This is a genomic window from Pseudomonas sp. S34, assembly GCF_009866745.1.
In the GTDB taxonomy this organism is placed as follows: domain Bacteria; phylum Pseudomonadota; class Gammaproteobacteria; order Pseudomonadales; family Pseudomonadaceae; genus Aquipseudomonas; species Aquipseudomonas jessenii.
The window spans coordinates 57,794-80,087 of the sequence record NZ_CP019398.1 but is presented as its reverse complement, the minus strand read 5'-3'; the positions used below and the strand labels follow the sequence as shown (position 1 = coordinate 80,087).

Below are 22,294 nucleotides of genomic sequence, written 5' to 3'. Positions count from 1 at the left end.
TCACCCTCACGCTTCGTCATCCAGGCGCCGGCCGGCCCGACGCCGTCCCCGGGTAATCAATTCAGTGAACTGCACTGCGCTCAACGCACGGGCGAACAGCCAGCCCTGGCCGAACTTCACGCCTTCACTGCACAGGAACGCGGCCTGGGCCTCATGTTCGATGCCCTCGGCAATCACCTTCAGATGCAGCGACTGGGCCATGTGAATGATATGCGGGGCCACGCCGCTGCTGGCGGCGTCATGGCCCAGCGCATCAATGAACGCCTTGTCGATTTTCAGGCAATCGACCGGCAGGGTTTGCAAATAGGCGAGGCTGCAATAGCCGGTGCCAAAATCATCGATCAACACCTGATGCCCGACATCCCGTAGCGCTTGCAGGTTTTCCCGAGCCACCACCACATCGACCAGCCCGCGCTCGGTGACTTCAAAAGCAATTTGCCGTGCAGCGACGCGATGCAGGGTCAGCAGCCGCGCCATCACCTGGCCAATCCGCGGAACCATCACATCACACGCAGCGAGATTGACCGAGATGTACAGCTGCGGGTTCGCACGCAGCAACTGGCCGAGTTGCTCGAGCAGGCGCTGCAAGACGAAGTCCGTCATCTGGCGAATCTGCCCGGTGTTCTCCGCCATCGGAATGAACAGGTCGGGACTGGTCAGGGTACCGTCCGGCCTGCGCCAGCGCAGCAGTGCTTCTGCCCCGACACAGTTGCGGCTATCAAGGTCGAAGATCGGTTGGTACAGCACCTGCAACTCGCCACGGCGAATCGCGCCGGCCAGCTCGGCGTCCAGCGACTGCCGTTGGCGCACCAGCAAAAACACCAGGAACCCAACGCATATGCCCAGCGCAAGGCTGGCCGGCAGCAACCACCACCAGACCGCCGGGATATGCATGCCGGTGCGCGGGCTGATCAACACCAATTGATATTCCGGGTTGTCGGTGGGCATCCGGTATATCAGGCGTGCCTGGGTGATCTGCAGCGCATCACGGTTTTTCGGTGGCCAGGCCTCGGCCGGCGGCCAGACCTGAGAAGCGCCCAGCACCGGAATCGCGCGCGCGCCATGGTCCAGAACTACCAGCAGGCTGCTGCCCGGCGACAGGTCGACCATATCGGTCAAATGCCCGCGAGAGGTCGCCACCCGGAAATTCCCGCGCCCGAGCATCAGCGCGGCACGGTTTTCATCGGGTTCAGTGGTGGTGTTGAGCCAATAGCTGTAAGTCGGGCCTTTGATGTCTGGCGATCGACTCAGCGACAGCCCTTCCTGACGAGGGCGATTGGAGCAGATTCGTGAAGAGTCCATGTAGGCGGCTTCGTAGACGAAGCGATAATTGAACGTAACCTGTTGCAAGGTCGCGATCATTTCAGCATCGCAGCCGCGCAACGGTTGCGCTTCAAGGTCATCAAGGCTTTCACGCAGCTGCCCGAAGAGCTGTTCGAGGCGGGCGAGGAAGCGTTCGCCCTGAGCATTCATTTCTTCGCTTTCGCTTTGCTCGACCTGGTGTATGGCGACGAACAGGCTGCCGGCCATCAATAATGTTGCGCTCAAGACAGTAGACATCAGCCCCAGGAACCAGGGGCGATGGAACCAACTACGGAAGGTCTCTCGAGCAGCAGTCATTGTGCAATATCCGATGTATTACCAATGAGTTATAGCTGCTGATTGGAAAAAAGCCCTGACCGTCGGGCGGGCGTCATTATTTTGTCTGGTTCAACACCCACAGTAGCGCGGCGGTTTGCGCATCCGGAGTGCCATCGAAACGCGCCGGACGGAAATGCATCTGAAATGCCGCTATCACATGTCGTGTCGCGACATCGAGCTCGCCGGTCTGTGGCGAGGCATAACCCAGGCGGGCCAACTGCGCCTGAAACCAACTGATGCTCGGCAACTGCTCGGCGAACAACATTTGCTGGCGCGCCACCGACTGTTCATTCGGCCAGATGCCCAAGCCTTCGGCGGCCAGACGCTTCCAGGGGAACAGCGGCCCCGGGTCCAGCTTGCGCAAGGGAGCAATATCACTATGGCCAATGATCTCGCGAGGTTTTATGCCGTGACGTTTGCTAATGTCCTTGAGCAACACGATCAGCGACTGGACCTGGTCTTCGGTGTAGGGATACCACACGCGTCCGGTCGGGGTGTCCTCGAAGCCCGGGTTGACGATTTCGATACCGATGGAACTGGAGTTCAGCCAGGTGCGGCCATTCCACTCACTCTCCCCGGCGTGCCAGGCCCGCACATTTTCATCCATCAGCTTGTAGATGGTGGCGCCCTTGTCGTCGCCGATCAGGTAATGGCTGCTGACCTCACCGTGGGTCAGCAATTGCAACGAACGCTCCAGCGAAGCATTGGTGTAATGCACCACCACAAATTGCACGCGGCTGTCGTAATTGGCCGAAGAGTGGCTGGTGTTGAAACGGGGACCGCTGGCACAGCCGGCAAGCACAATCAGCGATAAGATCAGAGCAAAATATTTCATGGCGAAAGGCAGTACACGCAAGACAATAATGCAACAGTGTAACGTAATGCCTTGCGGGCGGACGGCAATCCCATCGAATTAAACAAAATGGAACAGATCACCGTCAGCTCGGTTCCACTCGGTTGCGACCGGCATTTTTTGCGCGATACAGCGCCTGATCGGCTCTTTTAAGTACCTGATCGCTATGTTCACCCGGCCTGAACGCCGTCATTCCGATAGACACGGTGATGGTCACCGGCTCTCCCTTGAAGTGGAACGGACAGGCTTCAATGGAGGCCCGCAAGCTTTCCAGCATCTTCAGCCCCGCCGCCGGCACCGTGGATGGCATTAACAGCACAAACTCCTCGCCGCCGAACCGGGCAATGAAATCCGTTCCGCGCAGCCGCTTGCGCAACACGCTGGCGATGATTTTCAGCACTTTGTCACCGGCCAGATGCCCGTAGTTGTCATTGATGCGCTTGAAATGATCGAGGTCGAGCATGGCCAGCAACAGCGTGTTGCCATGTTGTTGCCATTGTGTGACTTCATGACCCAGGCGCTCGCTCCAGGCCGCGCGGTTGGGCAGCCCGGTCAACGGGTCGACCAATGCCTTCTGTCGTTGCTCTTCAAGGTGTTCGCGGTAACCCTGGGCCTCCTGCTCCATATGGGCGACCCGCTCGGCCAGGCTGTGCAGGCGCGCAGCGACCTCCTGCTCGCGCTCATCGCGCTGTTTCTGGTGCTGGTCCATGGTGCCCAGCAAGCCTTCGAGATGGTTTTCCAGTACGTGCTTGAGATCTTCCAGGTCCGCGGCTTCCTGCATGCTGCTTTGCAGGCCATCGACCTGTTCGCGGATCTGCGTGTCCATCTGTCGCGCAGCCGAACGGTTGTCGGCGTGTCCCGCGGTGGCGGCCTGCAAGTTGCTCTGGAACGATTCGAGACGCTCGTTCAGTCGTTGCAGATAGGCTTCGAACTCATGCTGGCCGCTGTCGGTAATGGCCAGCATCAATGTGGCGAAGTCGTCGAGTATCGGCAGCAATTCGTACCAGTTCAGACCGTTTTTCAGACGATCGCGCATGGATTCGGCTTGTGGACGATGACGCTCGGGCAGTGTCAGATCGTCGAGCAGCCCCAGCAACGTGTCTTCGATGTGGCTGGCCACCGAGCTGTAGGAGGGCTCGGGGGAATCCGGAAGTGCGTAGAGAATGTCGTGTTCGGATGGCGTCTGATGGACGACGGCCACGTCCTGCATCGGAATCGGAGGTAAGGGCAAGCTATCGGGCGATGCTTGCGCGGTCAGCTCGTCGGGGTTCGCTTGCGACTCAGGAGATGTCGCGATGGTTTCCGGGATCGGTTTCTCGGCCGATTCGATTTCCGCCGCGGCTGCACTGGGTGGTTGAGGCTCCGCAGCCGGAGGTGCAAAAGCCACGGCTGGCTCGGTTGGCGCGAACTCGTCCTCGACTCGCTCAACAGCGGGTACCTCGCAGCTTGCCGCAGGGCTCTCGGCTACAGGGGCAGCCAGCGCAGGAGCAGCGGCCGTCGATGCCTCCGTCTCCTGCGCTTCACGACCGCCGAACAACCGCTGCAGCAAGCCCGGTCGGCCGTTCTCCGCTGGGGTCTCCAGCTGGCTCAGGGCCTTGCCCTGCAAGCCACTCAGCTCGCTGAGCAGCAAGGGCATCTCGCGCGCCTGACTGACCCGCGCATCCAGGTGCTTGGCGAAATTCTTGAGTGGCCGACTCACATCCCGTGGCAATGGCAATGTTTGCAGTTGCGTGACCAGCGCAGTCAAGGCGGCACTGGTCTGGTTGACTCGGGTTTCCCGACGCTGTTCGGAGTCGAGCACGGCTTTTTCCAGGCGTGGAATCAGCGAAGCCAGGCCGGCGTCCATGTCATCGGTACGCACGACTTCGCGCATTTCCTTCATGCATTGGTCAACGGCGCGGTCCGTACCTTCCGCTGCCAGGGTGCTGCGCACCAGCCCGCGACGCAGCAAGTCGAGCCGCGCGTCCCAACGACGTTCGAGCTTTTCCTGTTGTTCGATGCTTTTGAGGTATTTCTCTTTCCAGCGCTGTGCTTCGTCGCTCATTCATGGGATCCGCGAGGGGCAGGACTCAACGCGGGCAATGCATCGGCCGTGAGCGAACCCGGCAAACGAATCTCTACCGCGACCGGCAGGTGATCGGAAATGGGCTGTGCCAGCACCTCAACCTTTTCCAGGGTCAGGCTCGGGCTCAGCAGGATATGGTCCAGACAGCGTTGTGGGCGCCAGCTGGGAAACGTCGCTTCCAGTTGCGGCGCGAGCAGGCCGAGATCGCGCAACGGGGAATGTTGCAGCAGGTCACTGGCATGGGTGTTCATGTCGCCCATCAGTACCTGATGCTTGTAGTCGCCGATCAACTCGCGGATGTAGGCCAATTGCAGACTGCGTGCCCGGGCGCCCAACGCCAGGTGCATCATGACCACCACCAGCGCTTCCGGGCCTTCGCCGAACCGTACCAGAATGGCTCCGCGACCCTTTGGTCCCGGCAACGGATGATCCTCAATTGCCCACGGACGCAATCGGCTGAGCACACCATTGCTGTGCTGGGCCAGGCGACCGAGATTACGATTGAGTTGTTGATACCAGTAGGGAAAGGCGCCGAGCTGGGCCAGGTGTTCGACCTGATTGACGTAGCCTGACCGCAGGCTGCCGCCATCGGCCTCTTGCAAGGCGACCAGATCGAAGTCGCCCAGCAGATTGCCGATTTTCTGCAGGTTATCGGCACGCCCCGTATGCGGCAGCAGGTGCTGCCAGCCCCGGGTCAGGTAATGCCGATAGCGCTCGGTACTGATGCCGACCTGGATATTGAAACTGAGCAAGCGCAGACGACTGTCTGCGGGCAGGCCCGTGGACTCCAGATGATGCTCGTTGACCCGCGGATCATGCAGGCCAACGATGCGTTCAGTACCCCATCGGCGCATGGCAGTGACTGCCCTTAGTTGGCGGCAGCCTTGTTAGCCGCTCGCTCTTTGTCGATCAGTTTGTCGGCCAGTTGCAGGGCCTGTTCGGCACCGCCGGCAGAACCCACGTCGAAGCGATACTTGCCGTTGACGACCAGGGTTGGAACGCCGGAGATTTCATACTTCTTGGCCAGTTCACGGGCTTGAACAACCTGGCCCTTGATAGCAAAGGAGTCGAAGGTGGCCAGGAATTTATCCTTGTCTACGCCCTGGGTAGCCAGGAAGTCAGCCATGTCATTCTTGTCGATCAGCTTCATTTTTTTGTTCTGGATCGCGTCGAATACCGCGGCATGAACCTTATGCTCAACACCCATGGACTCAAGGGTCAAGAACATTTGGCCATGAGCATCCCAAGCTCCGCCGAACATGGCTGGAATACGCTTGAAATTCACATCGGATGGCAGCTTTTCAGCCCAAGGATTGATTGTCGGTTCAAAATGATAGCAATGCGGGCAGCCGTACCAGAACAGCTCCACCACTTCGATCTTGCCAGGCACGGCAACCGGAACCGGATTGGTCAGCTCGACATAAGGGGCGGCTGGGGCGTCGGCGGCCTGGGCAGTCATGCCAAACAGGCTGGCAGCGGCAAAAACGGCACTGATGATCAGATTACGCATGCTTTACTCCTGGACAAATTTTTTCGCCGCGCGCGATTGTTTTCAGACAAATCCTGGCGGGCTTGAGTTCTGTAGTGTAACGGCAGCGGCCACAAAAAAGGGCGGCCAAAGCCACCCTTTTTATACTTGCCGAGACGGATTAATCGAGCGTTAACGTTGCAGGCGATCAGCACGCCGTTCAACGCCCGATCCACCGGCCTTAGTGCAGGCCTTGAATGTAGCTGGACACCGCGGCGATGTCTTCGTCGCTCAGCTTCTTGGCAATGCTCTGCATCGGTTTGGTATCGCCGTCGTTGGTGCGGCCACCTTCTTCCTTGCGGAAATCGACCAGTTGCTTGCCGACGTATTGAGCGTGCTGGCCACCCAGGTGCGGGAAACCGGCAGCCGCGTTACCTGCGCCATTTGGCGAGTGGCAACCGGTGCAGGCTGGCAGGCCCTTGGCCAGGTCACCACCACGGAACAGGGCCTCACCGCGAGCGACGATCTTCGGATCGGCGGCACCGACGCTGCCTTTCTGGCTGGCGAAGTAGGCGGCGATGTCTGCCAGGTCCTGATCGCTCAGGTTGGTCAGCAGGCCGGTCATTTCCAGAACGGTGCGCTTGCCCGACTTGATGTCGTGCAATTGCTTGGTCAGGTAGCGTTCACCCTGACCTGCCAGTTTCGGAAAGTTTGGCGCCATGCTGTTGCCATCCGGGCCGTGGCAGGCGCCACAGACGGCGGCTTTGGCCTGGCCGGCTTTTGCATCACCCGGTTGTACTGCCTCACCTGCAGCATGGGCCATGCCGGAGATGCCCACGGTCAACAGCAGACTCACGATCAATTTCTTCATCAGCTAATCCAACTACGGCTAAGGGTTAAGAGTTATGGACCGGGCTTACTCGCTCATCCAAAGGATGATGGCTTGGTAATCCTCGGCACTGCAGTCCATGCACAAACCACGCGGCGGCATCGCCTTGAAACCCTGGGTCACGTGTTGCACCAGCGTCTCCATACCTTTCGCCAACCTCGGCGTCCAAGCTTCCTGATCGCCTTTTTTCGGCGCCATGGGGAGTTGGCCGGAATGACAGGCACCACAAACACGGTTGTACACAGCTTCCGGATCCTGTGTAGCCTGAGCGCTGTAAAGCGGCATCAATACACCGGCAGCTAGCAGCCATTTCGTCATAAAACGACCTTTTCAGGGTTGAGAGCGAGCTGCGTTCTAGTGCGCAATCAAGGTCTGTCGCTCTCGTGAACTTCGTCCTACGCTGGGACAAAGCGCACACAAAATCTGCGGCATTATATACTGGCGTCACTGAAACGGAAGCGACACTGCTTGCCGCACCCATTCCTGGCGCCGCCCACATCGGAAATCCCATGCAACTCAAGAATCCCATCCTCGGTCTGTGCCAACAGTCCACCTTCATGCTCAGCGCCGCCAAAGTCGATCAATGTCCAGATGACGAGGGCTTCGAAGTCGCCTTCGCCGGGCGTTCCAACGCCGGCAAGTCGAGTGCCTTGAACACCCTGACCCACGCCAGCCTGGCGCGCACCTCGAAAACCCCGGGACGCACGCAGCTGTTGAACTTCTTCAAGCTAGACGATGAACGCCGTCTGGTCGACCTGCCGGGCTACGGTTATGCAAAAGTACCGATCCCGCTCAAGCAACACTGGCAGCGTCACCTGGAGGCATATCTGGGTGGTCGCGAGAGTTTGAAGGGTCTGATCCTGATGATGGACATCCGCCATCCAATGACCGATTTCGACCTGCTGATGCTCGACTGGGCCGTGGCTGCAGGCATGCCGATGCACATTCTGCTGACCAAAGCGGACAAGCTGACCTATGGCGCGGCCAAGAACACCCTGCTCAAGGTTCAGGCGGAAATCCGCAAGGGTTGGGGCGATCTGGTGACAATCCAGCTGTTTTCGGCCCCCAAACGCATGGGCCTGGAAGATGCCTACACCGTACTGGCTGGCTGGATGGAGCTGGCGGACAAGGGTGCCGAAGCAGAGATTCAATAAATATCAAAAACTGTTTGTGGTGCGCTCAGGCAAGGCAAAAGCGCGGCTCGAAAGCGGAGTTTAGGGGCCTAAATGAGCATTTCGAGCCGCGCTTTTAACGCAGCCTGAGCGCATCACAGACAGTTTTTCTCGGGGCAAAAAAAACCCCGGGCTTCATATGGGGAGGGAGAAGTTCCGGGGTTGAAGCTCTAGACCGCTAGGGCGGGGTCCAGATATCTGCCAACACTTAACACAACATAGGAGCATCGAAGGGCTTCACCAGCCATTCAGTAACTCTGAGTGGTGGTGCGCAAGATTAGTTCAGATTTTTTTCAGATAGCTTTGAAATTACTCTGATAGCCCTCCGGACCAAGCTGTTTTTTTTGCGCCCTTCTACCGCGGCACTATGCCGCAGCAGAACTCGACAATTTTCTGTAGGAGCGAGCTTGCTCACGATGGAATTTCAGTCGAAATCGATGTGTCTGACACTCCATCGCGAGCAAGCTCGCTTCTACAAGAAGGCTCAGTGAGCCTCATCCCAGTTATTTCCAACACCCACTTCGACCAGCAACGGCACATCCAGCTTCGCCGCCTCGCTCATGTGTACGCGAATTTCATCGCGAACCTGGTCGACCAGGTCTTCACGCACCTCGAGCACCAGTTCATCGTGCACCTGCAAGATGACTTTGGCGTCGAGGCCCGACGCGGTCAGCCAGTTATCCACCGCGACCATGGCTTTCTTGATGATGTCCGCAGCGGTGCCTTGCATCGGTGCGTTGATTGCCGTGCGTTCGGCAGCGGCGCGCTCTTGCGGCTTGTTGGAGTTGATGTCCGGCAGGTACAGGCGACGGCCGAAGAACGTCTCGACATAACCTTGCTCGGCGGCCTGGGCACGCGTGCGGTCCATGTACTGGCGAACACCGGGGTACCGGGCGAAGTAGGTATCGATGTAGGCCTTGGCGGTCTTGGTGTCCACGCCGATGTCCTTGCCGAGCTTCTGCGCGCCCATGCCGTAGATCAGGCCGAAGTTGATCGCCTTGGCGCTGCGGCGCTGGTTGGAGGTCACTTCGGCCAGTTCGACCTTGAACACTTCGGCGGCGGTCGCGGTGTGTACGTCCAGATTGTGGCGGAAGGCGTTCATCAGCCCTTCATCCCGGGACAGGTGCGCCATGATCCGCAGTTCGATCTGCGAATAGTCCGCCGCCAGCAGCTTGTAACCGACCGGGGCCACGAAGGCCTGGCGGATGCGACGCCCTTCGGCGGTGCGCACCGGGATGTTCTGCAGGTTCGGATCGCTGGAGGACAGCCGCCCGGTGGACGCCACCGCCTGGTGATACGAGGTATGGATCCGCCCGGTACGCGGGTTGATCTGCTCCGGCAGACGGTCGGTATAGGTGCTTTTCAGCTTGCTCATGGAGCGATATTCCATGAGCACTTTCGGCAATCGATAGTCGTCTTCTGCCAGTTTGGCCAGCACTTCTTCGGCGGTCGATGGCTGGCCCTTGGCGGTTTTCTTCAGTACCGGCAGGCCGAGCTTCTCGTAAAGGATCACGCCAAGTTGCTTGGGCGAACCGAGGTTGAATTCCTCGCCGGCAATCTCGAAGGCTTCACGCTCCAGCGCCACCATCTTGTCGCCCAGTTCGATGCTTTGCACGCCCAGCAAGGCGGCGTCGACCAATGCGCCCTGGCGCTCGATACGCGCCAATACCGGCACCAGCGGGATTTCGATGTCGGTCAGTACGCTGGCCAGGCTCGGAATAGCCGAGAGTTTTTCGAACAGGGCATGGTGCAGACGCAAGGTGATATCTGCATCTTCGGCGGCGTAAGGCCCGGCCTGCTCCAGGGCGATCTGGTCGAACGTCAGCTGTTTCACGCCTTTGCCGGCGATGTCCTGGAAACTTACCGTGGTGTGGTCCAGATACTTCTGCGCCAGGCTGTCCATGTCATGGCGGGTGGCCGTGGAGTTGAGCACGTAGGACTCAAGCATGGTGTCGAAGGCGATGCCACGCACGGTAATGCCGTTGTCCTGATCGCCGCCGATGGCGCAGTTGGCCAGGATGTTCATGTCGAACTTGGCGTGTTGGCCGACCTTGAGCTTGTGCGGATCTTCCAGAATCGGCTTGAGCGCACGCAGGACCGTGTCACGATCCAGCTGCTGCGGCACACCGATGTAGGAATGAGTCAACGGGATGTAGGCCGCTTCGTTAGCCTGAACCGCGAACGACAGACCCACCAGTTGCGCCTGCTGCGCATCGATGCCGGTGGTTTCGGTGTCGAAGGCAAACAGTTTGGCGTTGTTCAGTTTTTCCAGCCAAGCATCGAACCGCGCTTGATCGAGGATGGTTTCATAGGCGGCTTCAGCAGCGACGGCCGGTGCTTCGGCCTCTGGTTCGCTGAACAGATCGACGGCCGGTGCTGGCTCGGCGGCAGCGCTCAGTTCCAGGCGTTTGGCGTCGCGATCAAGGTCGTTCAGCCAGCTCTTGAACTCCAGCAGGGAGTACAACTCGTAGAGTTTCGCAGGATCTTCCGCGCCCATTTTCAGGTCGTCGAGGCCAACGTCCAGTGGCACGTCAACCTTGATGGTCGCCAGCTGATAGGACAGGAAGGCCATTTCCTTGTGCTCTTCGAGCTTGGCCGGCAGGGTCTTGGCGCCGCGAATCGGCAGGGTCGGTACGATGTCGAGTTGCGCATAGAGCTCGGTCAGACCGCCGTTCACACCGACCAGCAGACCGGAAGCCGTCTTCGGACCGATGCCTGGAACACCCGGAATGTTGTCGGAAGAATCGCCCATGAGCGCCAGATAATCGATGATCTGCTCCGGAGCGACGCCGAATTTCTCCTTCACGCCCTCCACGTCCATGCTGCTACCGGTCATGGTATTGACCAAGGTAATGTGACCGTCGACCAGTTGCGCCATGTCCTTGTCACCGGTGGAGATGATCACCGGACGGTCCGCCGCCGCGCTGCTGCGGGCCAGGGTGCCGATCACGTCATCGGCCTCGACGCCTTCGACGCACAGCAGCGGGAAGCCCAGGGCGATCACGCTCTGGTGCAGCGGCTCGATCTGCACGCGCATATCGTCGGGCATGCTCGGACGGTTGGCCTTGTACTCGGCGAACATCTCATCGCGAAAAGTCCCACCCTTGGCGTCGAACACCACGGCGAACGGACTGTCCGGATATTGCTTGCGCAGGCTCTTGAGCATGTTGAGCACGCCCTTGACCGCGCCGGTCGGCAGGCCTTTGGACGTGGTCAGCGGTGGCAGCGCGTGAAAGGCGCGGTACAGGTAAGAAGAACCGTCCACCAGGACGAGGGGGGCTTGGCTCATGAGCAGGATCAACCTTTTCGGCGGGTCCGGCGCTAGAATAGCGGGACCGTTGACGACAAAGGGACAAGGTTATCATGCGCACACTAAATCGCCTGTTGCTGGCTGGCTTGTTTGCAATCGCACCATCGGCCGTGATGGCGGCGGACGATGCGCCATCGGCGGACCCGGATGTCACCATTCGCACGGAAGGCGATAAACTCATTCAGGAATACCGGCAAAACGGCTTTTTGTACGCCATCAAGGTCACCCCAAAGGTTGGCAAACCGTATTTCCTGGTGCGCGCGGATGGCTCGGAGGGAAACTTCGTCCGCTCCGACTACCCGGATATGCTGATTCCGGCGTGGGAAATTTTTAAGTGGTAAGTCGTCCTTAACTTTAATCGGCGCCGGCTCAACAGCGGCGCCCGTACTGGCAGTTTAAACATGTCTGTGTTCACCCCCCTGGCTCGGCCCGAGCTGGAAGCTTTTCTCGCCCCTTATGGCCTCGGCCGCCTGCTTGATTTCCAGGGGATTGCCGCCGGTAGCGAAAACACCAATTTCTTTATCAGCCTGGAGCAGGGCGAATTTGTCCTGACCCTAGTCGAGCGCGGCCCGGTTCAGGAAATGCCATTCTTCATCGAACTGCTCGACGTATTGCACGGCGCCGACCTGCCGGTGCCTTACGCCTTGCGCACCACAGACGGCGTGGCCTTGCGCGAACTGGCGGGCAAACCTGCGTTGCTGCAACCGCGCCTGGCCGGCAAGCACATCAAGCAAGCCAACGCGCAACATTGCGCGCAGGTGGGTGAATTGCTCGGCCATCTGCACCTGGCAACCCAGGCCAATATGATCAAGCGCAAAACCGATCGCGGCCTGGACTGGATGCTGGAGGAGGGCACGCAGTTTTTGTCGCACCTCGATGCCGAACAGAAAGACCTGCTGCAACGGGCGCTGGAAGAAATCACCCGGCAGAAAGAAAAAATCCTGGCACTGCCGCGGGCGAATATTCACGCCGACCTGTTCCGCGACAACGCGATGTTCGAAGGCACGCACCTGACCGGGCTGATCGACTTCTACAACGCCTGCTCCGGGCCGATGCTCTACGACGTGGCGATTGCCTTGAACGACTGGTGCTCGGACGACGATGGCGTAATCGATGGACCGCGAGCGCGGGCCTTGCTGGGCGCTTACGCGGCCTTGCGAGCGTTCACCGCCGCTGAAGCCGAGTTGTGGCCGACCATGCTGCGGGTGGCTTGCGTACGGTTCTGGTTGTCACGCCTGATCGCGGCGGAGTCGTTTGCCGGACAGGATGTGTTGATTCACGATCCGATGGAATTTCAATTGCGATTGGCACAGCGACAGACAGTCAACACGCCTTTGCCTTTCGCCCTTTAAAAAGCTTCGCGAGCAAGCCCGCTCCCACATTAGACCGAGTTCTTCCATTTGGAATGCCGTCGAATGTGGGAGCGGGCTTGCTCGCGAATGGGGCACCGCAAATGTTGAGTTACAGTGACTCCAGGCACCCCGCCAGATCATTCCCCAATTTCTCCAACACCTGCTCATAGCCCTGGCCAGTCGCCGGCGTGTACCCGCCCAGCGCATCCAGTTCAGCCAGTTTCACCGGCAAACCCGCCACCAGTGTTTCCGCCAGACGGGGCCGCAGCGGCGGTTCGCTGAACACGCAGGTCTTGCCGACTTCCTGCAATCGCGCGCGCATCGCCGCGACATGCTGGGCACCGGGTTGCACTTCGGCCGCGACGCTGAACACACCCACGTGCTTGAGGCCGTAGGCGTCTTCGAAGTAGTCGAAGGCTTCGTGGAAAACGAAGTAGGGCTTGCCCTGAACATCGGCCAGGCGTTTCTTCAGGCGCGCATCCAGTGCATCGAGACGCTCGTCGAAGGCTTTCAGGTTGCTCTGATAGCGCGCGGCATTTGCAGGATCGGCGGCACTCAGGTCAGCCGCCATTTTCGTGGCGATGACCCGGGCGTTGACCGGCGACAGCCACAAGTGCGCATCCAGGCTGCCCGGACGGTGATCGTGGTCGTGTTCGTCGGCTTCTTCAGCGTGGGAGTGGTTATCTTCGGCAAAGTGACGCAGTTTCATGCCCGGCAAATCCTGCACGGCGACGTTGGGCAACGTACGACCATTGAGCACCCGTGGCAGGAAGCCCTCCATGTCCGGGCCGATCCAGTACAGCAGATCCACCGATTGCACCTTGCGTACGTCGGAAGGGCGCAACGCATAGTTATGCGGTGAGGCACCCGGTGGCAGCAAAACCTCGGGGATCGCCACGCCATCCTGCACCGCCGCGGCGATCAGTTGCAGAGGCTTGATGCTGGTAAGGACCTTGACCTCGGCCTGCGCCGAACCGATCAGCAGAAAACTTGCGATAAATGCGACAAAAACAGAAAAAAGTCGGGACACGATGACCACTCGAAGAGGCGAGAACGGGTAACATAATAACGTCTCTCACAAACCTCGTCGCCGCTCATGCTAAAAACACCGATCGCCAGCCGTCCCCACGACCACTCACATTGCGTTCACAGCGCTTTGTCCGAGGCCGATGCCCTGTGCGCACGTCAAGGTCTGCGCCTGACCGCGTTGCGCCGGCGAGTGCTGGAGCTGGTGTGGCAAAGCCACAAGCCTTTGGGTGCCTACGACATTCTCGCGGTCCTCAGCGAACAGGACGGTCGTCGCGCCGCACCGCCGACGGTGTACCGCGCGCTGGATTTCCTGCTGGAAAACGGCCTGGTCCATCGGATTTCCTCGCTCAACGCCTTCATCGGCTGCAATCACCCGGAACATGCTCACCAGGGGCAGTTCCTGATCTGCCGTGTGTGCCACGCCGCGATCGAACTTGAGCAAAAATCCATCAGCGACGCGATCATCGCCAGCGCCAGGGATGTCGGGTTTGTCGTCGAAGGCCAGACCGTTGAAGTGGTCGGTCTCTGCTCCGGTTGCCAGGGGGCTTGATGAGCAACGCGCTGATCCGTCTTGAGCAGGTTGCCGTCACGTTCGCCGGGCAATCGGTGCTGGACAACATCGAACTGAGCGTCGAGCCGAGGCAGATCGTTACCCTGATCGGCCCCAACGGCGCAGGCAAAACCACCCTGGTGCGTGCCGTGCTCGGCCTGTTGAAACCGGACAGCGGCAGCGTCTGGCGCAAGCCGAAACTGCGGGTCGGTTACATGCCGCAAAAACTCCATGTCGATCCGACCCTCCCGCTGTCGGTCCTGCGTTTCCTGCGCCTTGTACCGGGGGTGGACCGTGCGATGGCCTTGGCTGCACTCAAGGAAGTCGGCGCCGAACAGGTGATCGACAGCCCGGTGCAAAGCGTTTCCGGTGGCGAAATGCAACGTGTGTTGCTGGCCCGTGCCTTGTTGCGCGAACCGGAACTGCTGGTACTCGACGAACCGGTACAGGGCGTCGACGTGGCCGGCCAGGCCGAGTTGTACAGCCTGATCACCCGCCTGCGTGACCGTCATGGTTGCGGTGTGCTGATGGTCTCCCACGATTTGCATCTGGTGATGAGCACCACGGACCAGGTGGTTTGCCTCAATCGTCACGTATGCTGTTCCGGCCATCCCGAGCAGGTCAGCGGCGATCCGGCTTTCGTCGAGCTGTTCGGAAAGAACGCACAAAGCCTGGCGATTTATCACCACCATCACGACCACGCCCACGACTTGCATGGCTCGGTGGTCAAGGCGCCCGCGTCGGGCCAACCCCATGTTCACGGAGATAGCTGCAAGCATGGCTGATTTTCTGCTCTACGCCCTGCTTGCAGGCCTGGCCCTGGCCGTCGTCGCAGGCCCGCTGGGGTCTTTCGTGGTCTGGCGGCGCATGGCCTATTTCGGCGACACCCTGTCCCACGCGGCATTGCTCGGCGTGGCCCTGGGTTTTCTGCTGGATGTCAGCCCGACCGTTGCCGTCACTGTTGGCTGCTTGCTGTTGGCTGTGATGCTGGTGACGTTGCAACAACGCCAGCCGCTGGCATCCGACACACTTTTGGGAATTCTCGCACCCAGCACGCTCTCTCTGGGCCTGGTGGTACTAAGCTTCATGCACGAAGTGCGGATCGACCTGATGGCCTATCTGTTCGGTGACCTGCTGGCGATCAGCCCGACCGATCTGGCCTGGATTCTTGGCGGCAGCGCGGCGGTACTGGTCTTGCTGGTTACGTTGTGGCGCCCATTGCTGGCGATCACGGTGCATGAAGAACTGGCCAGGGTCGAAGGTTTGCCCGTGGCGGGATTGCGCCTGGCGTTAATGCTGTTGATCGCCGTGGTAATTGCCGTGGCGATGAAAATCGTCGGCGTGTTGCTGATCACTTCGTTGCTGATCATCCCGGCGGCGGCGGCACAACGTCATGCTCGCTCGCCGGAACAGATGGCACTGGGCGCGAGCCTGCTGGGCATACTCGCCGTGTGTGGCGGGCTGGCGCTGTCCTGGTTCAAGGACACCCCGGCCGGCCCGTCGATTGTGGTGACGGCCGCCGCGCTATTTCTGCTGAGTTTTGTTCTGCCCCGTCGAGGGGTGTAGACTTGCTCGTTTTTTGCGCAAATAGAGAGTCGCAGGAATGAAGTCGTTCGCCTCCCGTTATCTGCTCCTTGTCGCATTTTCTTTGCTGCTGGGCGCCTGCCAAAGCACGCCACCGGCGGCCACCGAGGCCGCCGATGCGCGGGCCGCGGCCATCGTACAGCTGGAACAAAACATCGCCAGCGATGAACTGGCCATCGCCGAAGACCAATTGGCAGCCTTGCAGGCCGAATCGCCCAACGATGCTTCCCTTGAGCAATACCAGCGGCAGCTGGCCGAAGCCTATCTGCGCCGCAGCCAGATCGTGCTGCAAAAGGGTGACGTGGATGCCGCAGCAACTGCCCTGAGCCGTGCCCGCGCGTTGATGCCCAAGGCTCCGGCACTGACCGGCGGAGTCAACGGCTCGATTGCCCAGGCGCGCAAGGCCGAACTGGAAAGAGCCGAAGCCGCCCTCAAGGCTGCCGAAGCCAAGCCAAAAGCCAAGGTTATCGACCTGACGGCTGAAAGCACCACGGTCGTGCTCAATATCAACGATATGGGCAAACTGCGTCGCCAACTGGATGCCATTGCCGCCGATGTGGTGAATTTTCAGTGCGACGTGAGCATTCAGGCTCCACGCACCAATGATTACCCTTGGCTGGCCAACTTGCTGACCAAACGGGTGAAGAAACTCGATCCTGAGTTTGATCTGAAGCTGGAGCGGCAGATTTTGCGCAGTGTCCCGGCACAGATGGTTCTAACGCCTCGTAAATCTTAAAAGCATCGCGAGCACGCTCGCTCCCACAGGGTTTCGGGTTGCCCACACATTTTGTGACCAACACATCTCTACTGTAGGAGCGAGCTTGCTCGCGATGGCGGTCTCCCTGGCTCCGCAGATCTTCAGGCCGGAATCGCCTTGGCCTTCGCCTCCCTGTCCCAAACCCGATGCTGCCCACCATGTCGAAGTTGCCTTCGGCCTTGGGTGAGTTTCTTCAGCCGTTCCTTTTTTCTGACCTTTGATCGCGTTATTGCCAAATGACAGGACAAATACGAAATAAATGCTAAGAACCTCTATACGGACAGGCTAAAATGCGCGCCCGGCTAACCGCTGATCCTTTTCTAACGCGCCCCACAAGGTTCGCTACGTGATCGAGTTTCAAAACGTCCATAAAACCTACCGCGTCGCCGGTAAGGAAATCCCCGCCCTGCATCCGACCAGTCTGACGATTGAGAACGGGCAGGTTTACGGCTTGATCGGTCATTCCGGCGCAGGAAAAAGTACCCTGCTGCGTCTGATCAATCGCCTGGAAAACGCCAGTGGCGGCAAAATCACCGTCGACGGTGAAGAAGTCACTGCACTCGACGCCAACGGCCTGCGCCGCTTCCGTCAGCAGGTCGGGATGATTTTCCAGCACTTCAACCTGCTGGCCTCCAAGACTGTCGCCGACAACGTCGCGCTGCCTCTGACCCTGGCCGGCGAATTGTCGCGCAGCGAGATCGATTCGCGCGTGGCCGAGTTGCTGGCGCGGGTCGGCTTGTCCGACCACGCGAAAAAGTACCCGGCGCAATTGTCCGGCGGGCAGAAGCAGCGTGTCGGCATTGCCCGTGCGCTGGCGACCAAGCCAAAAATCCTGCTGTGCGACGAAGCCACCAGCGCCCTCGACCCGCAAACCACCGCATCGGTCCTGCAATTGCTGGCCGAGATCAATCGCGAGCTGAAACTGACCATCGTGTTGATCACCCACGAGATGGACGTGATCCGCCGGGTCTGCGACCAGGTGGCCGTGATGGACGCCGGCGTGATCGTCGAGCAAGGCTCGGTGGCCGAAGTGTTCCTGCATCCGAAGCACCCGACCACCAAGCGCTTCGTGCAGGAAGACGAGCAGATCGACGAAAGCGAACAGCGTGACGACTTCGCTCACGTGCCAGGCCGCATCGTGCGTCTGACCTTTCAGGGCGACGCGACCTACGCGCCGTTGCTGGGCACCGTCGCCCGAGAAACCGGTGTGGACTACAGCATCCTGGCCGGTCGCATCGACCGCATCAAAGACATCCCCTACGGGCAACTGACCCTGGCCGTGACCGGCGGTGACATGGAAGCAGCCTTCGCCCGCTTCACCGCAGCCGACGTCCACATGGAGGTGCTGCGCTAATGGAAGCCCTGACAAGTTTCTTCGCCAATATCGACTGGTTCGAAATCTGGCTGGCCACCGGTGATACCTTGCTGATGCTGGGTGGTTCGCTGTTGTTCACCGTACTGCTTGGCCTGCCGCTGGGTGTGCTGCTGTTCCTGTGCAGCCCGCGCCAGTTGCTGGAAGCCAAAGGCATCTACGCGATGTTGTCGCTGGTGGTGAACATCCTGCGCTCGCTGCCGTTCATCATCCTGCTGATCGTGATGATTCCGTTCACCGTGTTGATCACCGGTACCTCCCTTGGTGTCGCCGGTGCAATTCCGCCGCTGGTAGTGGGTGCCACGCCGTTTTTCGCGCGCCTGGTGGAAACCGCCCTGCGTGAAGTGGATCGCGGCATCATCGAAGCGACCCAGGCCATGGGCGCGACTACACGACAGATCATCACCAATGCCTTGCTGCCTGAGGCTCGTCCGGGCATCTTCGCGGCGATTACGGTGACCGCCATTACACTGGTGTCCTACACGGCGATGGCCGGTGTCGTTGGCGCTGGTGGTCTGGGTGACCTGGCGATCCGTTTCGGTTACCAGCGTTTCCAGACCGATGTGATGGTGGTGACAGTGGTGTTGCTGCTGGTACTGGTCCAGGTACTGCAAACCGTTGGCGACAAATTGGTCGTCCACTTTTCCCGTAAGTAAGACATGAGCCGGCCATTCGCTGGCAGGCGCCAAACGGGCGCCTCACATGGAGTTAGCTGAATGAAAAAACTACTCGTGGCCTTCGCGGCCGTTGCGGCATTCTCTGCCCACGCTGAAACCCTGACCGTCGCGGCCACTCCGGTTCCGCACGCCGAGATCCTCGAATTCGTGAAGCCGGCCCTGGCCAAAGAAGGCGTGGACCTGAAGGTCAAGGTATTTACCGACTACATCCAGCCAAACGTGCAGGTCGCGGAAAAACGCCTGGACGCCAACTTCTTCCAGCACCAGCCGTACCTGGATGAGTTCAACAAGGCCAAAGGCACCCATCTGGTTTCTGTGGCTGGCGTGCATCTGGAGCCCCTGGGCGCTTACTCCAGCAAGTACAAGACCCTCGCTGAACTGCCTGGCGGTGCCAACGTGGTCATCCCGAACGACGCTACCAACGGCGGCCGTGCGCTGTTGCTGATGGCCAAGGCCGGCCTGATCAAGTTGAAGGATTCGAACAACATCCTGTCGACCGTCAAGGACATCACCGAGAACACCAAGGATCTGAAAATCCGCGAACTGGAAGCCGCGACCATCCCGCGCGTGCTGACTCAGGTCGACCTGGCGCTGATCAACACCAACTACGCGCTGGAAGCCAAGCTCGATCCGGCCAAGGATGCGCTGGTGATCGAAGGCAGCGACTCGCCTTACGTGAACATTCTGGTGGCTCGCCCGGACGACAAGGACAGCGATGCGATGAAGAAGCTGGTTACCGCGCTGCACAGCCCGGAAGTGAAAGCCTTCATCCTCGAGAAGTACAAAGGCGCGGTGGTGCCGGCGTTCTGATCGAACTGCTGCAACGCAAAAGGGGCGCATTCGAATGCGCCCCTTTTTTTGCCTGAAATACAGGCCCCCATGTGGGAGCGGGCTTGCTCGCGAAGACGGTGTGTCAGCCACTATGAATATCGGCTGAACCACCGCTTTCGCGAGCAAGCCCGCTCCCACAATGTTTTGTGTCAGTTAGTTGCGCTTGAGCATCACCGGCAACTGCGCCACCAGCTTCGCATTGTTCAACGGCGCGCGGATGAAGCCGCGCTGGGTGCCGTCCGGCCCGATCACCGCGAGGTTGCCGCTGTGATCAACGGTGTAGTTCGGCTTGCTCGTGTCCGCCGGAATGAACGGAATGCTCACCGCGTTGGCGATCGTTTGCAGTTCATCGGTCGACGCCGGGGTCAGGCCGATGAACTGCGGGTCGAAGTAGCCCAGGTACTGCTTGAGCTGCTTGGGCGTATCGCGGTTCGGGTCGACGCTGACCAGCACAATCTGCAATTTATCCACAGCCTCGGGTGGCAATTCGCTCTTGATCTGCCGCAACTGGGCGAGGGTGGTCGGGCAGATGTCCGGGCAGAAGGTGTAGCCGAAGAACAGCAGGCTCCACTTGCCTTTCAATTCATTGATCGCGACCGGCTGGCCGTCCTGATTGGTCATCATCACGTCCGGCAGATTACGGCTCTGCGGTAGCAAGATGATGCCGGCGTCGATCAGCGCCGTCGGATCGCCCTGGTTTTTCCCGGACAGCACCTTGTTGACGGTCAGGCCCAGGATCAGTGCGACCAGGGCGACAAGTATGAAGACGGTTTTCTGGGTTCGAGTCATAGGTTCAACAATAGGTAGTGGTCTACGAGCAGGGCGATAAACAGCAGGAACAAGTAGTAAATAGAGTACTTGAACGTGTTGATCGCCGCGTGCGGCCGAGTGCCACGGTACAGCACCACGGCCCATTGCAGAAACCGCGCGCCCAGCCCGAGCGCGCAGACCAGGTAGAGCGTGCCGCTCATATGGATCACATAAGGCATCAGGCTGACGGCAAGCAATGCGAAGGTATAAAGCAGGATGTGAATCTTGGTGTAGTGCTCGCCATGGGTGACCGGCAACATCGGGATGTCGGCCTTGGCGTATTCCTCCTTGCGATGGATCGCCAGCGCCCAGAAGTGCGGCGGGGTCCAGGCGAAGATGATCAGCACCAGCAGCAGCGGTTCGGCGCTGACGTGACCGGTGGCGGCGGTCCAGCCGAGCAATGGCGGCGCGGCACCGGCCAGACCACCGATGACGATGTTCTGCGGGGTCGCGCGCTTGAGGAATCCGGTGTAGACCACCGCGTAGCCGAGCAACGAGGCGAGGGTCAGCCACGCGGTCAGCGGGTTGGTGAACGCCAGCAGCATGGCTTGCCCGAGGACCGCCAATACCAGCGCGAACGTCAGCGCGGCGGTCGGCGAAACCCGGCCTTCGGCAAGCGGCCGTTTGTGGGTGCGCGCCATCACTGCGTCGATGCGCCGGTCCACCACATGATTGACCGCCGCCGCGCCACCGGCACACAGGGCGATGCCCAGGTTGCCGAAAATCAGCACCGTCCACGGCACCCCGGCGCGGGTCGCGAGGAACATCCCCACCAGCGAAGTGATGAGCATCAGCACCACGACTTTGGGCTTGGTCAGTTCCAGGTAGTCACGCCAGATCGCCTGACTGGGACGTTCGCCGATCAGAATCGCCATGGCATTTCTCCTTTTATTGTTATGGGCCCGGCTGAGTGTTTACGCGGGCTGAAGTGCCAGCGCGCTTGCTTGACCCGGACCAGACTGGTTCGGGCGTGGTAATTGACCAGCACCATGGTCAGCAACAGCGCCGCGCCGCCCGCGTTATGCGCGACGGCCACCGGCAGCGGCAGATGGAACAGCACGTTGCTGATGCCCAAGGTGATTTGTGCGCCGAGGGCGATCAGCACCAGGCCTGCCAGGCGCGTCATGCCAACCGCCTTCAGTTGCCAGGCCAGACCGAGCAATACCAGAGTGACCAGTAACGCGCCGATGCGATGAGTCAGGTGAATGGCCGTACGGGCATCGCTGTCCAGTTGCCCGCCGAGGTAGTTCGGGCCGATGTGCTGGGTCAGGTGAAAGCCGTTGGCGAAGTCCGCCGCTGGCAACCACTGGCCGTGGCAGGTCGGAAAGTCGATGCAGGCCACGGCGGCGTAATTGGAACTGACCCAGCCCCCGAGGGCGATTTGCCCGATCACCAGCAACAGCCCTGCCGTCGCCCAGTGCTGCAAACGTCGTGGCACGGTCAGCGCCGGCAGTACGCCGGACAGGCGCAAGGTCAGCAGAAACAACAGGCTCAAGGTCGCGAAGCCGCCCAGCAAATGCCCGGTGACCACCTGCGGCCAGAGCTTGAGCGTTACCGTCCACATGCCGAACGCGGCCTGGCCAAAAACCACCGCCAACAGGAACAACGGCAGCTTCACCGGCTGTCCAGGATGGCGGCGATGCACCCACGCACGACCCGCCAATACCGCGATCAACAGCCCCAGCGTGCCGGCGGAGTAGCGGTGGATCATCTCGTTCCAGCCCTTGTGGGCCTCGACCGGAGCGTCCGGGAAATGCAATTCGGCATGGGCCAGCTGGGCTTCGCTTTTCGGCACGCTGATGAAGCCATAGCAGCCGGGCCAGTCCGGGCAGCCGAGGCCGGCGTGGGTCAGGCGGGTGTAGGCGCCGAGCAACACCACAATCAGTGCCAGCAAGGTGGCAAACAACGCGAGGCGAAATCCAGGCTTGGCCATG

The 22,294-nt window shown here is 60.1% G+C and carries 22 protein-coding genes; 10 read left to right on the top strand and 12 right to left on the bottom strand.

The features are described 5' to 3' along the window. Window positions 1-6: 6 nt before the first annotated feature. From PspS34_RS00395 to PspS34_RS00365, 7 genes are all read right to left on the bottom strand, one after another. Entirely contained in the window at window positions 7-1,620 is a 1,614-nt protein-coding gene (locus PspS34_RS00395; RefSeq protein ID WP_057712590.1) for an EAL domain-containing protein, read from the bottom strand. Window positions 1,621-1,696: 76 nt separating this feature from the next. After that, window positions 1,697-2,476: an N-acetylmuramoyl-L-alanine amidase gene (locus PspS34_RS00390; protein ID WP_057716533.1), complete on the bottom strand. Its 780-nt coding sequence runs from the start codon at window positions 2,474-2,476 to the stop codon at window positions 1,697-1,699. A gap of 103 nt (window positions 2,477-2,579) precedes the next feature. Then, a complete protein-coding gene (locus PspS34_RS00385) occupies window positions 2,580-4,538 on the bottom strand; it encodes a GGDEF domain-containing protein (RefSeq protein WP_159389488.1) in 1,959 nt (652 codons plus the stop codon). Beyond that, a complete protein-coding gene (locus tag PspS34_RS00380) occupies window positions 4,535-5,413 on the bottom strand; it encodes an endonuclease/exonuclease/phosphatase family protein (protein ID WP_057712592.1) in 879 nt (292 codons plus the stop codon). The genes PspS34_RS00385 and PspS34_RS00380 overlap by 4 nt, the downstream gene beginning before the upstream one ends. 14 nt (window positions 5,414-5,427) lie before the next feature. Next, on the bottom strand, window positions 5,428-6,069 hold the full coding sequence (gene dsbA / locus PspS34_RS00375; RefSeq protein ID WP_090452332.1) for a thiol:disulfide interchange protein DsbA: 642 nt from the start codon (window positions 6,067-6,069) through the stop codon (window positions 5,428-5,430). Between the two features lie 199 nt (window positions 6,070-6,268). Beyond that, window positions 6,269-6,898, bottom strand: a complete 630-nt coding sequence (locus PspS34_RS00370; protein WP_056726709.1) for a cytochrome c4 — start codon at window positions 6,896-6,898, stop codon at window positions 6,269-6,271. A 45-nt stretch (window positions 6,899-6,943) separates the two neighbouring features. Next, window positions 6,944-7,234 (bottom strand): c-type cytochrome, encoded by a 291-nt coding sequence (locus PspS34_RS00365; protein ID WP_008002190.1) that lies wholly within the window; start codon window positions 7,232-7,234, stop codon window positions 6,944-6,946. A 191-nt stretch (window positions 7,235-7,425) separates the two neighbouring features. Here PspS34_RS00365 and yihA point away from each other — a divergent pair, with 191 nt between their 5' ends. Next, entirely contained in the window at window positions 7,426-8,070 is a 645-nt protein-coding gene (yihA, locus tag PspS34_RS00360; protein ID WP_057712595.1) for a ribosome biogenesis GTP-binding protein YihA/YsxC, read from the top strand. Window positions 8,071-8,572: 502 nt separating this feature from the next. On the opposite strand, the gene polA is transcribed toward yihA, so the two are convergent. Then, window positions 8,573-11,377: a DNA polymerase I gene (gene polA / locus PspS34_RS00355; protein ID WP_154860827.1), complete on the bottom strand. Its 2,805-nt coding sequence runs from the start codon at window positions 11,375-11,377 to the stop codon at window positions 8,573-8,575. Window positions 11,378-11,451: 74 nt separating this feature from the next. Between polA and PspS34_RS00350 the strand changes: the two genes are divergently transcribed. Together PspS34_RS00350 and PspS34_RS00345 are read left to right on the top strand one after the other, a co-directional pair. Continuing rightward, complete coding sequence (locus PspS34_RS00350; protein WP_057712597.1) at window positions 11,452-11,739, top strand: DUF2782 domain-containing protein; 288 nt, start codon at window positions 11,452-11,454, stop codon at window positions 11,737-11,739. Between the two features lie 60 nt (window positions 11,740-11,799). After that, the gene (locus PspS34_RS00345; protein WP_154860828.1) at window positions 11,800-12,750 is read left to right on the top strand and encodes a homoserine kinase; all 951 of its coding nucleotides are present in this window, start codon (window positions 11,800-11,802) and stop codon (window positions 12,748-12,750) included. Window positions 12,751-12,859: 109 nt separating this feature from the next. On the opposite strand, the gene znuA is transcribed toward PspS34_RS00345, so the two are convergent. Further along, window positions 12,860-13,780, bottom strand: a complete 921-nt coding sequence (gene znuA, locus PspS34_RS00340) for a zinc ABC transporter substrate-binding protein ZnuA (RefSeq protein ID WP_174245497.1) — start codon at window positions 13,778-13,780, stop codon at window positions 12,860-12,862. A gap of 66 nt (window positions 13,781-13,846) precedes the next feature. Here znuA and zur point away from each other — a divergent pair, with 66 nt between their 5' ends. The 7 genes from zur (at window position 13,847) to PspS34_RS00305 (ending at window position 19,529) form a co-directional block, all read left to right on the top strand. Further along, on the top strand, window positions 13,847-14,329 hold the full coding sequence (gene zur / locus PspS34_RS00335) for a zinc uptake transcriptional repressor Zur (RefSeq protein WP_008045818.1): 483 nt from the start codon (window positions 13,847-13,849) through the stop codon (window positions 14,327-14,329). After that, complete coding sequence (gene znuC, locus PspS34_RS00330; protein WP_154860830.1) at window positions 14,329-15,114, top strand: zinc ABC transporter ATP-binding protein ZnuC; 786 nt, start codon at window positions 14,329-14,331, stop codon at window positions 15,112-15,114. The genes zur and znuC overlap by 1 nt, the downstream gene beginning before the upstream one ends. Next, entirely contained in the window at window positions 15,107-15,895 is a 789-nt protein-coding gene (gene znuB, locus PspS34_RS00325) for a zinc ABC transporter permease subunit ZnuB (protein ID WP_057712600.1), read from the top strand. The genes znuC and znuB overlap by 8 nt, the downstream gene beginning before the upstream one ends. 37 nt (window positions 15,896-15,932) lie before the next feature. Next, entirely contained in the window at window positions 15,933-16,649 is a 717-nt protein-coding gene (locus tag PspS34_RS00320; RefSeq protein ID WP_057712601.1) for a PA5502 family lipoprotein, read from the top strand. Window positions 16,650-17,016: 367 nt separating this feature from the next. Further along, window positions 17,017-18,024: a methionine ABC transporter ATP-binding protein gene (locus PspS34_RS00315; protein ID WP_057712602.1), complete on the top strand. Its 1,008-nt coding sequence runs from the start codon at window positions 17,017-17,019 to the stop codon at window positions 18,022-18,024. Next, complete coding sequence (locus tag PspS34_RS00310; protein ID WP_057712603.1) at window positions 18,024-18,698, top strand: methionine ABC transporter permease; 675 nt, start codon at window positions 18,024-18,026, stop codon at window positions 18,696-18,698. The genes PspS34_RS00315 and PspS34_RS00310 overlap by 1 nt, the downstream gene beginning before the upstream one ends. Window positions 18,699-18,758: 60 nt before the next feature. Then, window positions 18,759-19,529, top strand: coding sequence for a MetQ/NlpA family ABC transporter substrate-binding protein (locus PspS34_RS00305; RefSeq protein WP_102669524.1), 771 nt, complete (start codon window positions 18,759-18,761; stop codon window positions 19,527-19,529). Between the two features lie 174 nt (window positions 19,530-19,703). Here PspS34_RS00305 and PspS34_RS00300 read toward each other — a convergent pair whose 3' ends face one another. Genes PspS34_RS00300 through PspS34_RS00290 form a run of 3 tightly spaced genes read right to left on the bottom strand, consistent with a single transcriptional unit; the run spans window position 19,704 to window position 22,293 of the window. After that, complete coding sequence (locus PspS34_RS00300; protein ID WP_057712605.1) at window positions 19,704-20,339, bottom strand: SCO family protein; 636 nt, start codon at window positions 20,337-20,339, stop codon at window positions 19,704-19,706. Continuing rightward, window positions 20,336-21,235: a heme o synthase gene (gene cyoE, locus PspS34_RS00295; protein WP_008045805.1), complete on the bottom strand. Its 900-nt coding sequence runs from the start codon at window positions 21,233-21,235 to the stop codon at window positions 20,336-20,338. Before cyoE ends, PspS34_RS00300 begins: the two co-directional genes overlap by 4 nt. Continuing rightward, entirely contained in the window at window positions 21,223-22,293 is a 1,071-nt protein-coding gene (locus tag PspS34_RS00290) for a COX15/CtaA family protein (RefSeq protein ID WP_150812643.1), read from the bottom strand. The genes cyoE and PspS34_RS00290 overlap by 13 nt, the downstream gene beginning before the upstream one ends. Window position 22,294 lies beyond the last annotated feature (1 nt).